We start from the raw sequence: 16,912 nt of genomic DNA, 5'->3' as shown, positions 1-16,912 counted from the left end.
GGTGTGAAACGCCAAGCCCGGTCCTCCACCCTGGCATGATCGACATTCAGCCTCGCGCCGTCCTTGCCAGATCGGCGAGATGGACCGGGAGCGACATGATGAGCGGCACCGCGACCCAAGGCCAGTCGAGCCCAGTCAGCGCGGCGCGCAGCGCGACCAGCATCAGCATGCCTGGCGCCAGCCGGAGCGCCGCGGTCGCCATGCTCCACCCCTGCCGTCGCAGCCAGAGAAGTTCGAGGGCGATCACCCCCAGCACGATGTCGACCGCGTGCCCGCTGGCGAACAGCCAGGTCAGGAAAAGGGTCCGTTGAGCTGGACGATCGCCAGATTGAGGTAACCCGCGAACCCCACCCACAGCAGATAGGGCAGCAACAACGCTGCCGCAGACCGCGAATGCCGGGCCAGGACGGCGATGAGCAACAGTATCGACAGCCAGAGCACGACCATCTCCGCGAACGCCCAGTCGGGCCGCTGCAGGCGGAAAAAGACCAGGCTCCACAGGATGTTAAGAAACCCGTTGCCCGCAAACAGGCCGAGCAGCCATTCGCGCTCGCGCCACCCCGCAACAGCCCGCCACCCCGTCACGCCCGCCAGGGCCGTGCAGCTGTAGATCGCGGTCCAGGCCAGCCCATAGGCGGCGTCGGGCGGTGCCCAATGCGGCTTGAGCAGACTGGCATACCAGGATCCGGTGTCGATGATCGTCGCGCCCACCAGCGCCACCAATGTCGCGAGCAATGCCGCGATGCACACCGGAAAGATCCAGACCCTATCCATCGTGCATCAGCTCGCGGTCTGCAGCAGATGCTGCATGTCCTTGACGAAGATCCGTGCATAGGCGAGCGGCCGCGCATAGATCAGCCGCTTGTTCATATAGGCGTGCCAGGTCAGATGCTGGACGTCGCGGTCGGCGCACATCGCCACGAAGCGTTCGCGTCGGCGATCGTCGCGGTACCAGAAATGCTGCATGATCGCGAGGATGCGGAACACCAGCCCATGCGCGCGCATGAACCGCCGCCGCGCCGCGCCGAGCGCCTTGGGGTCTCCGCTGGCGAGGAAGGTATCGACCGCCTCCGCGGCGAACCGCGCGGACAGCATCGCGTAATAAAGCCCCTCGCCCGAGGCCGGCGCGACCGCCCCCGCGGCATCGCCGATTACCAGCACGTCGCGGCCATTATCCCATCGCCGCAACGGGCGGAGCGGGATTGGCGCGCCCTCGCGACGCAGCGTCACGCACGTTTCGAGCCCGAGCCGCACGCGCAACCGGCTGGTCGCGTCACGCAAACCATGCCCCTTGTGCGCGCTGCCGACGCCGATGCTCGCGGTGTCGCCGTGCGGGAACAGCCAGCCGTAGAAATCGGGCGAAAATTCGGCCTGATAGAAGACGTCGCACCGGGTGCGGTCGAACGCCGCGGTGCCGGGTTGCGGCGTACGGATCACCTCGTGATAGGCGAAGACGCACGGGTTGCGCACCGCATCGTCGAACACCGCCTCGGCGACGCGCGACCGGGCGCCGTCCGCACCGATCACGCACCGCGCGCGGACGCGATGATCGCCCTCGCCATCGGTATAGCGGACCTGTGCGCCACCATCGCCGTCGCGGACGATCGCCTCGAACCGCCCGGTGCGCCGCTCAGCGCCCTGTTTGGCAGCGCGGTCGCGCAGCCACTCGTCGAACGTGTCGCGGTCGACCATGCCGACATAGCCGCCCGCGCCGCTCGGATCGACCGGCATGTCGACCGCACGCCGCGACGGCGCGATCATCCGCGCGGTTCGCGCCCGCCCGACGATCAGATGATCGGGAATCGCGAAATCACGGATCAGCCGCGGCGGGATGGCGCCGCCGCACGGCTTGATCCGGCCCGCGCGATCGAGCAGCAGCACCGATCGCCCCGCCTGCGCCAGTTCGGCAGCGGCGGTCGCCCCGGCCGGACCGCCGCCGACGACGACGCAGTCATAGGTCGTCATGCCGCCGCCGCGCGCGCGCGCGACTGGCGTCATGTCCTGCCGGCGACCAGGCCTGCGCATCGCCAGCGCTGCGGCAACGACGAAGACCAGCGCCTCGGCCAGGAAGACCAGGGTGAAGACGATGGCGGGCGAGTCGATCCGGGTCCGCCCGAGATCGACGCCCGTCGCACCGAGCAACCCGCCAAGCCCGAAGGCGATCGCCTGCGCCGCGCCCCACACGCCCATGCGGAGTCCCGCCTGCTCCCGCCCCTCTGCCTGCCCGCGTCCCGCCAGCGCGATCATCGCGCCGATCGCCGCGACCGCGAAGACGCCATTGGCCAGGCCGAGCAGCGCGACATTGGCGGTCAGCGGCCAGCCCGGCCCGACCCGCGCCGCCAGCGCGAGCCCGGCCAGCGCCGCCGCCGACCCGAGACACCCGCCACCGATCCACCAGCGCAGCCCGCGCGTCTCCGCGCCTTCACCCCGCCCGCCGCCAAACGCCCCGCCGCCGACCCCCGCGACGATCATCCCGACGAGCACACCCCCGTGCTGCACCCCGGACAGCTGCGTCGAGGCCCCCGGCGCGAGCCCGAACACCAGCCCGGCGAACGGCTCGAGGATCAGATCCTGCATCGCATAGGCCAGCATCGAGACGAAGACGAAGAGCGTGAAGCGGCGCGCCTCGCCATCGTCCCAGATCGTCCGCAACGCCGCCGTCAGCGTAGCCGATCGCTCCCCCCGCCGGGACGCGTCGACCGGCGTGGCGAGCGCCCTGAACCGTGCAGCCCCCTCGACACCGAGAAGCGCCACCACGGCCAGCGCGAATGCACACGCCGCGACGCCGGCCGCGACCTGGGTCAGCCGCGCTGCGGAAAAGGGTTCGAGCAGCGCACCGGCTATCCCCGCCGTCACCGCGATCCCCGCGACCATCATGATCCAGGTGATCGCCGCCGCCGCCGCGCGCCGCTCGGGCGCGACTCGGGTCGCGAGCAATGCCAGCAGCGAGGTGCCCGCCGCGCCCACGCCCATGCCGATCATCGCAAACGCGGCAATCGCCAGCGCCAGCCCCCCGGGCGCGCGTGCGGCGAGCAGCGGCAGCGCACCGACCGCGAGCAAGGCGCCAAGCGCGAGCACCGCCATGCCCCCTATGATCCAGGGTGTCCGCCGCGCGCCGCGATCCGAACCATGCCCCCAGACCGGTCGCGACAGCTGGACCGCATAATGCCAGGCGACCAGACCGGCGGGGAGCGCCGCGGGCAGCGCATATTCGACCACCATCACGCGGTTCAGCAGCGAGGTCGCCAGCATCACGATCGCGCCGATCGCGCTCTGCACCAGCCCGAGCCGCACGATACCGAGCCAGCCGAGCGGGACCACGCTCACAACCCCGCCACCCCGCCGAGCCCGAACGCCGACGCCAGCATCCCGAGGACATAGAGCGTCGTGCCGGTCGCGTTATACCACGGCGTATTCTTGAGCGGATCGCGCAGCAGCCGCACCATCAGCGCCAATTGACCCGCCAGCAGAGACCCGACCAGCAGCGCGATCAGCCCGTGCCCCCACAACGCCAGCAGGCCGATTACCGCGACCTGCGGGACCGCCATGACGATACAGGCCAGCCGGGCGGCACGATTCACGCCCAGCACGACCGGCAGCGAGCGCAACCCCATCATCCTATCGCCCTCGACTGCCTTGAAATCGTTGAGCGTCATGATGCCATGTGCGCCGGCGGTGTAGAGGCCGAGAATGACCAGCACCGCAGCATCGGGCCAGCCGCCGGTCATCGCCGCCGCGCCGGTAAACCAGGTCAGCCCCTCATAGGTCAGCGCGACCACCGCGGGCCCCCAGATCCCGCTCGCCTTGAACCGGAATGGCGGCGCGCTATAGGCCCATGCGCAGGCCAGCGCGACGCCGGTCGCCGCGAACACCAGCGGCCCCATCGCCGCCCCGACCGCCGCCGAGATCAGGCTGCCCGCGATCGCGATCCACAAGCCCCAACTGCCGGCGATCCGCCCTGACGGGATCGGCCGCAGCGGCTCGTTGATCGCATCGACATGGCGGTCGAACCAGTCATTGGCCGCCTGGCTCGTCCCACAGACCAGCGGCCCCGTCAGCAGGACACCCCCGACAAGAAACGGCCAGCGATCGCCCAGCGGAACGCCCGACGACACGACCCCGCACAGGAACGCCCAGATCGGTGGAAACCAGGTGACCGGCTTGAGCAGTTCCAGCACGTCGCGAGCCGCGGGCGGCGGCATCGCGACACGGGAAGCGGACAGGCGATCCATGCCAAGAAGCTAGGATCAGACACCCTCATCTGTCAACATATGTTGACACCAGTGCCGCTGACACTCGCGCGTTCAGCCGTCACCCGACACGAGATTGCCGAGGCCATGGCGGTGCAGCTTCGAATAGAGGCTTTGCCGGCTCACGCCGAGCACTTCCGCCGCGGATGCGCGGTTGTCCGACGTATAGGCCAGCGCCGCCTCGATGCAGAGCCGCTCGATCAGATCGGTACTCTCGCGCACGATCTCTTTCAGCGACATCCGGCCGACCAGCTCGGTCAGCTGCTCGACCGATCGCGGCGTGTCGTGTGCGACCAGCGGCACTTGGCGAAGGCGACGTCCGACATGGCGGATCGTGAAGCCGAAACACTCGCTGCCACCCATTGGCGCGACCACGCCGGACACCTCGATCTCGGCCTGCGCACCTGCCGCGCCGCGCAGGATCGTCGCGACGTTGCGGACCGAGCCATGTTCACGTAGCTGCGCGACGATCAGCTCGAGATCGATGCCCGGCCGACCCAGCCACGCGCCCAGCCGCGCGCCGATCAGCCGCTCGATCGACGGCATTTCGGTCAGCTCGACAAAGGCGGCGTTCGCGGTCAGCACCACCAAGTCGCGATCGACCAGCACGAACGAATCGGGCATGCGCTCGACCACGTCGCCAAGCGTCGCCTCGTGCCGCCGCGCACCGACGACCGGCTCGACCGCCTCGATCCGAACGATCAGCGACGGGCTGCGCGCCTGACGGAACAGCTTCGCATCGATCCGCACGTCGACCGCGCGATCGTTCAGCCGCAGCGCAACCGGTGCGACATCGTCCGCCGCCTCCGCCGCGCCGAGATGCGCGACCAGGTCGTCGCGATCATGCGGGTCGACGATCGTGCTGACCGGTGCCCCGACCAGCGTATCGGCGGCGGCATCGAGCAGCCGCAGCGCCGCCGGATTCGCCTCGCGGATACGGCGCGACCCGGCATCGACGACCAGGATCGCATCGGACGCCATGTCGAACAGCATCCGGTACCGCGTCTCGGCCTGGCGCAGGCGGATATAGTCGCGCTCCAGCGCCTGTTGCGTCTGCAGCAGCCGCTGCTGCGTCGCCGCCGCGCCGCGCAGGTCGCGACCGATCGCGACGAGCCGATCGGGAGTGCCGAGCGACATCACCAGATAGCGGACCGGTACGTCGCCACCCGCCGCGGGATGCGTCACCTGTCGCCAGCGCGCGGGTTCGGGGCGGCCCGCCGCCGCGAGCATCTCCGCCGCCTTGGGACGGCTTTCGACCGTCATCGTGTCCATCCAGCGTTCGCCGACCCAGCCGGCAAAGCCGTGATTGGCAAGATCACCCTGCGACACCGCGACGTCGAGGATCTGCCCATCGGCGGCAAGGATGAAGGCGACGTCGCCGACGGCCGCGAGCAGCGAGGCGGCCACGCGCGCGCTCAGGGCCCCGGGCGCGGCGTCGGGGCGGGCGAAGGCCAGATGCGGGGAAGAGGCGATAGTCTTGTCCATCGACGAGCGTCGCGCTCCAATCTGCAGCAATCAATTACACGCCGTGGTCCCCCATGCGCTTTCGCGGAGAAGATCGCCGGCCATTTTCAGCGCGAGTTTCGCATCGGACGCGGTACCATCGGCGCCGACTTTGGTGGCGAGATCCGGGTCTGCATTGAAAATCGCACCGCCGACCATGATGCAGACACGAGGATTTCGCGAAACCCTTCGCAACGCAGCAATGATCGAAGCAAGTCCGGCGATATGGCAGTCGCAACTGATCGTCAATCCGATGATATCGAACCAATCCGCCGTCGCGGCATCCAGCAACACGGGCGTTTCCGCGTCGTTGATCCGGTCCGTCAGCCAGCCGCCATGCCGAAAGACCTCGTCGAGGACGATCGTCCCGAAGCTGTGATGATCGCCCTGCAGCGACGCGAATAATGCTCGATGCCGGTCGCCCGGATCTGTCCGGATGTTCGGCATGCGACCGGCAATCTCGTGCACGACTTCCTGCAGCCGCCACAACCCCATCGTCACATCGACGAAATCGCAGCGATCATCATCCCAATATTCACCGAGCAGGCGCGCGGCGGGTGCGAGCAGATCGACCATGACCGTCTCGACCGAGACACCGCGGTCGAGGATCATCTCGATATGCGCAAGCAGGCGGTCGGCATCGACCTGCATCACCAGCGGCGCGAAGATGCCCACCTCGACGCTGTCGATCGGGCCATCCGTCCCGATCTCGGCGGAGGGCATCGCCGTACTGGCATGCGCCGCCATCAGCCGCGGAATGATCTCGCATTCGATCAGCGCCGACAAAGGGCGATCATAGTCCCCGTCATCGCGACGCGGCCCCGGACCAAGATCTCGGCGGCCATCGCTCCAGTCCCGACGTGCAAACGACCCGGTGCTCCACCGGAAACCGCGCGAATAGTGAGTAACCGCTGCCATTACCGGCTCTCCCCAGCCTGGTCGACACGCCAACAACTACAGACCGGGACCTGCATTTGGCAGATTAGCGGCGACTCGCAGCATATCCCACTTGCAATTGACTGACAACCGGACGATTTTGCTGCACCGCACAACCTGTTCTAGATTATGGACGTCCAAATAACTTGACACTTTTTGAGGGGCGGGCGTAAGGTCCGATCCGAACTAGGGCAGGCGGGGCGCGATGCGAGCGAACGACCTTTCTCCGGCAGATCGGCAGGGCGGCACGGCCGTCCCGGGCGCCCGCCGGGCAGCCGCCCCGCTCTACACGCCGGACCAGCGCGAGCGCCGCGACTCGTCGGCCTGGACGCTGGTCCAGGGGGTGCTCGCCCCGATCCAGTTCCTGATCTTCCTCGTCAGCCTGACGCTGGTCCTGCGCTATCTCGCGACGGGCGACGGTGTGGTCGCCGCGACGATATCAATCATGGTCAAGACGGGCGCGCTCTACGCGATCATGATCACCGGCGCGATCTGGGAGAAGCAGGTGTTCGGCCAATGGCTGTTCGCCCCCGCCTTCTTCTGGGAGGACGTGGTGAGCATGCTCGTGCTCGCGCTGCACACCGCCTATCTCGTCGCGCTCGCCCGCGACTTCGGCAGCGAGGCGGGACGCATGTGGCTCGCGCTCGCGGCCTATGCGAGCTACGTGATCAATGCCGCGCAGTTCCTGATCAAGCTGCGGGCCGCGCGGTTGCAGCGCGCACCGGCGAGCCTGGTCGCGTCATGACCGCCCCGCTTTCCACCCCCCTGCCAACCGCCCCCCTGGCAACCGCGCAGCATTTCAGCCGGACCGGATGCGATGCCACGCCCGTGCTGCGCGAGCGCGGCCAGCGCGAGGTGTTCTGCGGTCTCACCGGGATCATCTGGCTGCATCGCAAGATCCAGGACGCGTTCTTCCTCGTCGTCGGCTCGCGGACCTGCGCGCATCTGCTGCAATCGGCGGCGGGCGTGATGGTGTTTGCCGAGCCGCGCTTCGCCACCGCGATCATCGAGGAGCGCGACCTCGCGGGGATGGCGGACTGCAATGACGAGCTCGACCGCATCGTCGACCAGATGCTGCTGCGCCGGCCCGACATAAAGCTGCTGTTCCTCGTCGGCTCCTGCCCGTCGGAGGTGATCAAGCTCGACCTGTCGCGCGCCGCGGCCCGGCTGTCGGTCAAGCATGGCGGGACGACCCGGATCCTCAATTATTCGGGCAGCGGGATCGAAACGACCTTCACCGAGGGGGAGGATGCCTGCCTCGCGGCGCTGGTCCCCGGCCTCGCCGCTGACGCATCCCCCGCGCCGAGCCTGATGATCGTCGGCGCGCTGCCCGATGTCGTCGAGGACCAGTTCCTCCGGCTGTTCGACGCGCTCGGCATCGGCCCGGTCCACAGCCTGCCCGCACGGCGCGCAGGAGGGATGCCGCCGGTCGGGCCCAATACGCGCTTCCTGCTCGCCCAGCCATTTCTCGGGGAGACGGCGCGCGCGCTCGAGGATCGCGGCGCGACCCGACTCGACGCGCTGTTCCCGTTCGGGGCCGAGGGCACGACCGACTGGCTGCACGCCGCCGCCCAGGCGTTCGGCATCGACGCGATGCAGTTCCGGCGCACGATCGCGCCCGGCCGCGAACGCGCCAAGCGCGCGCTCGCGCATGCACGTCCGCTACTCGAGGGACGGCGGATCAGCTTCCTCCCCGATTCCCAGCTCGAAATCCCGCTCGCGCGCTTTCTCGCGACCGAGCTCGGCATGGTCCCGGTCGAGGTCGGCACGCCCTATCTTCACCGCCGCCACCTTGCCCGCGAACTCGCGCTGCTCCCCGCCGCGACGCGGCTGAGCGAGGGGCAGGATGTCGATCGTCAGCTCGACCGCGTCCGCGCGGACCGCCCCCACCTCACTGTCTGCGGCCTCGGTCTCGCCAACCCGCTCGAGGCGGAGGGTCTGACGACGAAATGGGCGATCGAGCTCGTCTTCTCGCCCGTCCACGGCTTCGACCAGGCGGGCGACCTCGCCGACCTCTTCGCGCGACCGCTGCGGCGGCGCGACCTGCTGAGGGTGTGATGCAGCTGACCGTCTGGACCTATGAGGGACCACCCCATGTCGGCGCGATGCGGATCGCGACCGCGATGGAGGACGTGCATTATGTCCTCCATGCGCCGCAGGGCGACACCTATGCCGACCTGCTGTTCACGATGATCGAGCGGCGCGGCAAGCGCCCGCCGGTCACCTACACGACCTTCCAGGCGCGCGATCTCGGCAAGGATACCGCTGCGCTGTTCCAGACCGCGGCGCGCGATGCCTATGCGCGCTTCACGCCGGGCGCGATGCTGGTCGGCGCCTCGTGCACCGCCGAACTGATCCAGGACGACCCCGCCGGGCTGGTCGCGGCGATGGACCTGCCCTGCCCGGTCGTGGCGCTCGAGCTGCCCAGCTATCAACGCAGGGAGAATTGGGGCGCGGCGGAGACCTTCTACCAGCTCGTCCGGACCCTCGCGGCCAGCCCCGCGCCGAACCGGGCAAACGCGCGCCCGACGGCCAACATCCTCGGGCCGACCGCGCTCGGCTTCCGGCACCGCGACGACGTGATCGAAGTCCGCCGCATCCTCGACGCGCTGGGGATCGCGGTGAACGTCGTGGCGCCGCTAGGCGCGACCACCGCGGACATTGCCCGGCTGCCCGACGCTGATTTCAACATCTGCCTCTATCCCGAGATCGCCGACACCGCCTGCCGCTGGCTCGCGCGCGAACATGGCCAGCCCGTCGTCACCACCGTGCCGATCGGCCACGGCGCGACACGCGACTTCATCGCAGAGCTGGCGGCGCTGACCGGGATCGATCCGACGGGCGCGTGCGACCTTGGCCACCTGCCCTGGTGGAGCCGCTCCGTCGACTCGACCTATCTGACAGGCAAGCGCGTCTTCATCTTCGGCGATGCGACGCATGCGATCGCCGCCGCCCGCGTCGCGCGCGATGAACTGGGGTTCGAGGTCGTCGGGCTCGGCTGCTACAACCGCGAATTCGCGCGCGACCTCCGCGAGGCTGCGGCGCTCTACGGCGTCACGCCGCTGATCACCGACGATTATCTCGTCGTCGAGGAGGCGATCCAGGCGCTGCAGCCCGAACTCGTGCTCGGCACGCAGATGGAACGGCATATCGCCAAGCGGCTCCGGATCCCGTGCGCAGTGATCTCTGCCCCCGTCCATGTCCAGGATTTTCCCGCGCGCTATTCGCCGCAGATGGGGTTCGAGGGCGCGAACGTGCTGTTCGACACCTGGGTCCATCCGCTCGTCATGGGGCTGGAGGAACATCTGCTGACGATGTTCCGCGACGATTTCGAGTTCAGCGACATGGCCGGCGCGAGCCATCTTGCGCCCCTCCCGGTGGCGCCCGAGCCCGCGCTGCAGGCGGTATCGCCCGAGGTCGCGCCCCGCCCCGCCCCCGACGCCGGAGCCGCGCGCGTCTGGTCCGCCGATGCCGAGCGCGAGCTGCTCAAGATCCCGTTCTTCGTCCGCGGCAAGGCGCGTCGCAACACCGAACGGTTCGCCGCCGAGCGCGACGTCGCAACGATCACGATCGACACGCTCTATGATGCGAAGGCCCATTATGCCCGATAGCGCCATCCGCCGCCCGGTCCCGCTGCATGTCGTGATCGTCACGCTCGACAACCATCTGTCGGGCGCCGCCGAACGCGCGGCCGCACGGTTCGCCGCGGACGATAGCGGGATCACCATCGGCTTCCACGCCGCGGCCGACTGGGATCGCGGCACCGGGTCGCTTGATCGCTGCATCGCCGATATCGGCCGCGCCGACATCGTCATCGCGACGATGCTGTTCCTCGACGACCATATCCGCGCGGTCCTCCCCGCGCTAACCGCGCGCCGCGAGGCCTGCGCCGCGATGGTTGGGCTGATGTCGGGCAGCGAGATCGTCCGTCTCACCAGGCTCGGCGATTATCGCATGGACAAGCCGGCCAGCGGTCCGCTCGCGCTGCTCAAGCGGCTGCGCGGATCGGCCAAGCCCGGCGCGTCGTCGGGCGCGGGACAGATGCGGATGCTGCGCCGGCTGCCCAAGATCCTGCGGTTCATCCCCGGCACCGCGCAGGACGTCCGCGCCTATTTCCTGACGCTGCAATATTGGCTGGCGGGCAGCGACGACAATGTCGTCGGCATGATCCAGGCGCTCGCCGGCCGCTATGCAGGCCACGCGGTCCGCGCCGCGGCGCCGCACGATTATCCCGAGGTCGGCGTCTATCACCCCGCGATCCCGGGCCGGATCGCCGACCGGGCGGACGCGCTGCCCGGGGTGGGGGGCTCGCGCGGCACGGTCGGGGTGCTGATGCTGCGCTCCTATCTGCTCGGCCGCGACACTGGTCATTATGACGGCGCGATCGCCGCATTCGAGGCGCGCGGGCTGCGCGTGATCCCCGCCTTTGCCAGCGGGCTCGACTCGCGCCCCGCGATCGAGCGCTTCTTCATGAGCGACGGCGTGCCGATCGTCGATGCGGTCGTCTCGCTCACCGGGTTCAGCCTGGTCGGCGGCCCCGCCTATAACGACGCCGAGGCGGCGGAGGCGATCCTCGCCACGCTCGACGTGCCCTATGTCGCGGCGCATCCGCTCGAATTCCAGTCGCTCCAGCAATGGGGCGCGGGGCGTCAGGGCCTGTTGCCGCTCGAGGCGACGATGATGGTCGCGATCCCCGAACTCGACGGTGCAGTCGTCCCCAGCGTGTTCGGCGGTCGCGCGGACGGATCGGGCGCCTGCAGCGGGTGCGCACGCCGCTGCACCTTCACCGAATCCGGGCTGACGCGCGAGATGCGCTCCTGCCCCGACCGCGCCGAGGCGCTGGCGGGCAAGGTCGCGCGCCTTGTCGACCTGCGCCGGTCCGAACGGCGCGCGCGCAGGCTCGCAGTCGTGCTCTTCAACTTCCCGCCCAATGCCGGCGCGACGGGTACCGCGGCGCATCTCGCCGTCTGGGAGTCGCTCCACGCCACGCTCACGGCGCTCGCGGCCGCGGGCTATGCGGTGGACGTGCCCGCCGATGTCGACGCGCTGCGCGAGGCGGTGCTCCACGGCAATGCCGCGCGCTACGGTGCCGATGCCAATGTCCATGCCCGCATCCCCGCCGACGACCATGTCCGGCGCGAGCCGCATCTAGCCGCGATCGAGGCGCAATGGGGCCCCGCCCCCGGCCGCCAGCAGAGCGACGGCGCGTCGATCCACGTCCTCGGCGCGCAGTTCGGGCAGGTGTTCGTCGGGATCCAGCCCGCCTTCGGCTATGAGGGCGATCCGATGCGGCTGCTGTTCGAGGGTCGCTTCACCCCGACCCACGCGTTCAGCGCCTTCTACCGCTGGCTGCGCGAGGATTTCGCCGCGGATGCGGTCCTGCATTTCGGCACGCACGGCGCACTCGAATTCATGCCGGGCAAGCAGGCGGGGTTAAGCGGCGATTGCTGGCCCGAACGGCTGATCGGCGACCTGCCCAACCTCTATCTCTATGCCGCGAACAATCCGTCCGAAGGGCTGATCGCCAAGCGCCGCTCGGGCGCGACGCTGATCAGCTATCTGACGCCGCCGCTCGCAGAAGCGGGGCTCTACAAGGGCATGACCGAGCTGAAGGCGCTGCTCGAACGGTGGCGCTCGTCGCCATCGGACGCGGAGCGCGACCTGCTCGATCCGATGATCGTCGCTTCGGCGGCCGCGCTCGATCTCGACGCGCGCGACCTCGATGCCTTGTCGGCCAATCTCTACGAAGTCGAACGTGAGCTGATCCCCTACGGCCTGCATGTGCTCGGCCAGCCGCTGCCCGAGGCGATGCGCGCGCAGATGATCGCCGCGGGCGCCGATCCGTCGCTGTCGTCCGACAATCCCGAACTCGGCGCGCTGATCCATGCGCTCGATGCGGGATTCGTCCGCCCGGCGCCCGGCGGCGACGTGTTGCGCAACCCCAAGGCTCTGCCGACCGGGCGCAATATCCACGGCTTCGATCCGTTCCGAATCCCCGGCAGCTTCGCGATGGCGCAGGGCGTCGCACAGGCCGACGAGGTGATCGCGCGCCACACCGCCAGCGGCGCGGCCTTCCCCGAGACGCTGGCCATGGTGCTCTGGGGCACGGACAATCTCAAATCGGAGGGGACTCAGATCGCGCAGGTGCTCGCGCTGATCGGCGCACGCCCGCGGTTCGATGGCTATGGCCGGCTCGCGGGTGCCGAACTGATCGCGCTCGACGATCTTGGTCGCCCCAGGATCGACGTGATCGTCACGCTATCGGGCATCTTCCGCGACCTGCTGCCGCTCCAGACGCGGATGATCGCGGAGGCCGCATGGCTCGCCGCGACCGCGGACGAACCGCTCGACCGCAACGCGGTGCGCCGCCATGCGCTCGCTTATGCCGAGCGGACCGGCTGCGACCTCGAAACCGCGGCGCTGCGCGTCTTTTCCAATGCCGAGGGCGCTTATGGCGCGAACGTCAACCTGCTGATCGACGATGGCGCGTGGAGCGATCCCGACGAGATCGCCGAGGTGTTCGAACGGCAAAAGGGCTATGCCTATGGCCGCACCGGCACCCCCGCGCGCCAGGCCGATCTGTTCAAGGCCGCGCTAGCCGGGGTCGACCTCGCTTATCAGAATCTCGACTCGGTCGAACTCGGCGTCACCGATATCGACCATTATGTCGATGCACTCGGCGGGATCAGCCGCTCGATCACGCGCGCACGTGGCAGCGCGGCCCCGGTCTATATCGTCGATGCCACGCAAGGCGCGACCAAGGTCCGGACGCTGTCCGAACAGGTCGAGCTCGAGACGCGCACCCGGATGCTCAATCCGCTCTGGTACGAAGCGATGCTCAAGCACGGCTTCGAGGGCGTCCGCAATATCGAGGCGCACGTCACCAACACGCTTGGCTGGTCGGCGACGACCGGGGACGTCAGCCCCTGGGTCTATCAGCGGATCAGCGAGACCTATGTGCTCGACGACGCGATGCGCGAACGGCTGGCGACGCTGAACCCCAAGGCGTCGGCGCGTGTCGCCAACCGCCTGATCGAAGCGAGCGACCGGCATTTCTGGTCACCCGACGCAGCAACACTGGCCGCACTCCATGCGGCGAGCGACGACCTCGAGGATCGCCTCGAGGGTATCACCGCGGTCGCGGCATAAGGACGATATCATGGCCCTGCTCGATCCCCCTACCCGCCCCGTTGCAACCCGGCCCGATGGCGCGGGCAGCGTCCAGGTCCGGCTCGATCCCGCCGACCGGATCGGCACCGCCAAGGTGTTCGCGATCTACGGCAAGGGCGGGATCGGCAAGTCGACGACCTCGTCCAACCTGTCCGCGGCATTTTCGCTGCTCGGCAAACGCGTGCTGCAGATCGGCTGCGATCCCAAGCACGACAGCACCTTCACGCTGACCAAGAAGCTCATGCCGACGGTGATCGACGTGCTCGAGACGGTCGAGTTCCACGCCGAGGAACTCCGCCCCGAGGATTACATGTTCGAAGGCTATAACGGCGTGATGTGCGTCGAGGCCGGGGGCCCGCCCGCGGGCACCGGATGCGGCGGCTATGTCGTCGGCCAGACCGTCAAGCTGCTGAAACAGCATCATCTGCTCGAGGAAACCGACGTCGTGCTGTTCGACGTGCTCGGCGATGTCGTGTGCGGCGGGTTCGCTGCCCCGCTGCAGCATGCCGAGCGCGCCGTGGTGGTCGCGTCGAACGACTTCGACAGCATCTTCGCGATGAACCGCATCGCCGCCGCGATCCAGGCCAAGGCGAAGAATTACGAGGTGCGGATGGCCGGCGTCATCGCCAACCGGTCCGCCGCGACCGACGAAATCGACCGCTACAATGCCGCCACCGGGCTGAAGCGCCTCGCGCATTTCCCCGATCTCGACGCGATCCGGCGCAGCCGCCTCAAGAAATGCACATTGTTCGAAATGGAGCAGACACCCGAGGTCGCCGCCGCGTGCGACGAATATAAGCGCCTCGCCGCGTTGCTCTGGTCGGGTTGTGATGCGCTCGATGCCCGGCCGATGAAGGATCGCGACATCTTCGAATTTCTGGGGTTCGAATGATGGCCAGCCTGGTTCCTTCCACCGGCTATGCCGCGCGCCGCAACCGGCTCGAAACCTATTTCGACCGTACCGCTTCGGCGACCTGGGCGCGGCTGACGTCCGACGCGCCGGTCAGCGGTATTCGCGCCACGGTCCGCGCTGGCCGCAACCGGATGCGCGAGACATTGCTGTCCTGGCTGCCCGCGAACATGACCGGGCTGCGGCTGCTCGATGCGGGCTGCGGCACGGGCGCGCTGGCGGTCGAGGCGGCGCGGCGCGGCGCTTCGGTGGTCGCGATCGATCTCGCCGCCAGCCTTGTCGAGGTCGCGCGCGAGCGGTCGCCGGCCGGGCTCGCGATCGACTGGCGCGTCGGCGACATGCGCGACGCTGCGCTCGGCATGTTCGATCATGTCGTCGCGATGGATTCTCTGATCCATTACCGCAGCACCGACCTCGTAGAGCTGGTGGAGACGCTGACCCGTCGCACGCGCGGTTCGATGCTGTTCACCTTCGCGCCGTCGACCCGGCCGCTGGTCGTGATGCACGCGATCGGCACGCTCTTTCCCCGCGCAGACCGTGCGCCGGCGATCGAGCCCGTCCGCGAACGCGTCCTGCGCGCGCAGTTGCACGCGAGCGTCGGCCATGCGCGGATCGGCCGCGACGCGCGCGTCGCCAGCGGTTTCTACACCAGCCACGCGCTGGAGATGGTCGCCGCATGAACCGGCTGGTCGCCTTGAAGACCGGCGCGTTCTGGGCGCGGCTCGGCACCCGGTTCCTGCCGTTCGCCGACGCCGCGACCGACGATCTGCCGCTCGGCCGCCTGCTGCGGCTGTCGCTGTTCCAGCTGTCGGTCGGGATGACCGCGGTGCTGCTGACGGGCACGCTCAACCGGGTCATGATCGTCGAGCTCGGCATGTCGACCAGCCTTGTCGCGGCGATGGTCTCGCTCCCGCTGCTGTTCGCGCCGCTGCGCGCGCTGATCGGGTTCCGCTCGGATCACCATGCCTCGCTGCTGGGATGGAAGCGCGTGCCCTATCTGTGGTTCGGCACGCTGCTCCAGTTCGGCGGCCTGGCGATCCTGCCCTTCGCGCTGCTGGTCATGACCGGCGGCGGCACGGGCCCCGCGATCTTCGGGCAGATCGGCGCGGCGCTCGGCTTCCTGATGGTCGGCGCGGGGATGCACACCACGCAGACCGCGGGGCTGGCGCTCGCAACCGATCTCGCCCCCGACGATGCACGGCCGCGTGTCGTCGCGCTGCTCTACGTCATGCTGGTCCTCGGCATGATGGTCAGCGCGATCGTGATCGGCCGGCTGCTGGCCGATTTCACCCCGACCAAGCTGGTCCAGCTGATCCAGGGCGCAGCGATGCTGACCGTCGTCCTCAATCTGGTCGCGATGTGGAAACAGGAAGCGCGGGGCCCTCGCCCGGTCGTGCCCCGGCCCTATCGCCCGAACTTCGGCGCGATCTGGGCAGTCTTCATCGCCCGCCCGCGCACGCTGCGGCTGCTCGTCGCGGTCGGTCTGGGTGCGGCGGCGTTCAGCATGCAGGACGTGCTGCTCGAACCCTATGGCGGGCAGGTGCTCGGCATGACGGTCGGTGCGACCACCGCGTTGACCGCGCTCTGGGCGCTCGGCATGCTGGGCGGGTTCGCGCTCGCCGCCAGACGGCTCGGCGAGGGCGACGATCCGCATCAGCTGGCGGGCTTTGGCGGCGTTCTCGGCGTCACCGCGTTCCTGTGCGTGATCTTCGCCGGCGCGCTGTCGTCGGTCGCGTTGCTCGGCACCGGCGCGGCGCTGATCGGCTTTGGCGGCGGACTGTTCTCGGTGGGCACACTGACCGCCGCGATGGCGATCGCCGACGCGGGGCCACTCGACGGACGCACCGGGCTCGCGCTGGGGGCCTGGGGCGCGGTGCAGGCGAGCAGCGCCGGCGTCGCGATCGCACTCGGTGCAGTCCTGCGCGACCTCGTCTCGGCGGCGGCGCTGGCGGGGGCGTACGGCCCGACGCTGGCGACCCGTGTCACCGGTTATGCCGCGGTCTACGGCGTCGAGATTCTCCTGTTGCTCGGCACGCTCGTCGCGCTCGGCCCGCTCGTGCGCGGTCGGGGCGCGATCGTCGATGCGGTCGGCGAGCGGCCGGTGCCGCGTTTCGGTCTCAGCGAATTTCCGGTCTGAAGGGAC

13 protein-coding genes are annotated in these 16,912 nt (G+C 69.1%); 7 read left to right on the top strand and 6 right to left on the bottom strand.

Translation table 11 applies throughout. The features are described 5' to 3' along the window. Window positions 1-46: 46 nt before the first annotated feature. The 6 genes from sphst_RS00540 to sphst_RS00510 form a co-directional block, all read right to left on the bottom strand. The gene (locus tag sphst_RS00540) at window positions 47-202 is read right to left on the bottom strand and encodes a hypothetical protein (RefSeq protein WP_234387239.1); all 156 of its coding nucleotides are present in this window, start codon (window positions 200-202) and stop codon (window positions 47-49) included. 89 nt (window positions 203-291) lie between these two features. Beyond that, the gene (locus sphst_RS00535; protein ID WP_031395640.1) at window positions 292-774 is read right to left on the bottom strand and encodes a TspO/MBR family protein; all 483 of its coding nucleotides are present in this window, start codon (window positions 772-774) and stop codon (window positions 292-294) included. Between the two features lie 6 nt (window positions 775-780). Continuing rightward, entirely contained in the window at window positions 781-3,327 is a 2,547-nt protein-coding gene (locus sphst_RS21525; RefSeq protein ID WP_325049398.1) for a geranylgeranyl diphosphate reductase, read from the bottom strand. Further along, window positions 3,324-4,232, bottom strand: coding sequence for a chlorophyll synthase ChlG (chlG, locus tag sphst_RS00520; protein ID WP_107045002.1), 909 nt, complete (start codon window positions 4,230-4,232; stop codon window positions 3,324-3,326). The genes sphst_RS21525 and chlG overlap by 4 nt, the downstream gene beginning before the upstream one ends. Before the next feature lie 72 nt (window positions 4,233-4,304). Further along, window positions 4,305-5,735 (bottom strand): transcriptional regulator PpsR, encoded by a 1,431-nt coding sequence (ppsR, locus tag sphst_RS00515; RefSeq protein WP_107045001.1) that lies wholly within the window; start codon window positions 5,733-5,735, stop codon window positions 4,305-4,307. Between the two features lie 30 nt (window positions 5,736-5,765). Next, window positions 5,766-6,404: a cobalamin B12-binding domain-containing protein gene (locus tag sphst_RS00510; protein ID WP_159043439.1), complete on the bottom strand. Its 639-nt coding sequence runs from the start codon at window positions 6,402-6,404 to the stop codon at window positions 5,766-5,768. Window positions 6,405-6,894: 490 nt separating this feature from the next. Here sphst_RS00510 and bchF point away from each other — a divergent pair, with 490 nt between their 5' ends. From bchF to sphst_RS00475, 7 genes are read left to right on the top strand one after another with little or no spacing between them, the layout of a single operon-like run. After that, a complete protein-coding gene (bchF, locus tag sphst_RS00505; RefSeq protein ID WP_107045000.1) occupies window positions 6,895-7,434 on the top strand; it encodes a 2-vinyl bacteriochlorophyllide hydratase in 540 nt (179 codons plus the stop codon). After that, complete coding sequence (locus tag sphst_RS00500; protein ID WP_107044999.1) at window positions 7,431-8,747, top strand: ferredoxin:protochlorophyllide reductase (ATP-dependent) subunit N; 1,317 nt, start codon at window positions 7,431-7,433, stop codon at window positions 8,745-8,747. Before bchF ends, sphst_RS00500 begins: the two co-directional genes overlap by 4 nt. Further along, window positions 8,747-10,300 carry a ferredoxin:protochlorophyllide reductase (ATP-dependent) subunit B gene (bchB, locus tag sphst_RS00495; protein ID WP_107044998.1) on the top strand — a complete coding sequence of 518 codons (1,554 nt, stop codon included), beginning with the start codon at window positions 8,747-8,749 and terminating at the stop codon, window positions 10,298-10,300. Before sphst_RS00500 ends, bchB begins: the two co-directional genes overlap by 1 nt. Beyond that, window positions 10,290-13,838: a magnesium chelatase subunit H gene (locus sphst_RS00490; RefSeq protein ID WP_107044997.1), complete on the top strand. Its 3,549-nt coding sequence runs from the start codon at window positions 10,290-10,292 to the stop codon at window positions 13,836-13,838. Before bchB ends, sphst_RS00490 begins: the two co-directional genes overlap by 11 nt. A 10-nt stretch (window positions 13,839-13,848) precedes the next feature. After that, window positions 13,849-14,751, top strand: a complete 903-nt coding sequence (bchL, locus tag sphst_RS00485) for a ferredoxin:protochlorophyllide reductase (ATP-dependent) iron-sulfur ATP-binding protein (RefSeq protein WP_107044996.1) — start codon at window positions 13,849-13,851, stop codon at window positions 14,749-14,751. Then, the gene (gene bchM / locus sphst_RS00480; RefSeq protein ID WP_107044995.1) at window positions 14,751-15,449 is read left to right on the top strand and encodes a magnesium protoporphyrin IX methyltransferase; all 699 of its coding nucleotides are present in this window, start codon (window positions 14,751-14,753) and stop codon (window positions 15,447-15,449) included. The genes bchL and bchM overlap by 1 nt, the downstream gene beginning before the upstream one ends. Then, a complete protein-coding gene (locus tag sphst_RS00475; RefSeq protein ID WP_056409382.1) occupies window positions 15,446-16,906 on the top strand; it encodes a BCD family MFS transporter in 1,461 nt (486 codons plus the stop codon). The genes bchM and sphst_RS00475 overlap by 4 nt, the downstream gene beginning before the upstream one ends. Window positions 16,907-16,912: the final 6 nt, after the last annotated feature.

The organism is Sphingomonas sp. STIS6.2, from assembly GCF_000732685.2.
GTDB lineage: Bacteria > Pseudomonadota > Alphaproteobacteria > Sphingomonadales > Sphingomonadaceae > Sphingomonas > Sphingomonas aerolata.
Note: the sequence above shows the minus strand (reverse complement) of the source record. Positions and strands in the feature narration are given on the sequence as shown.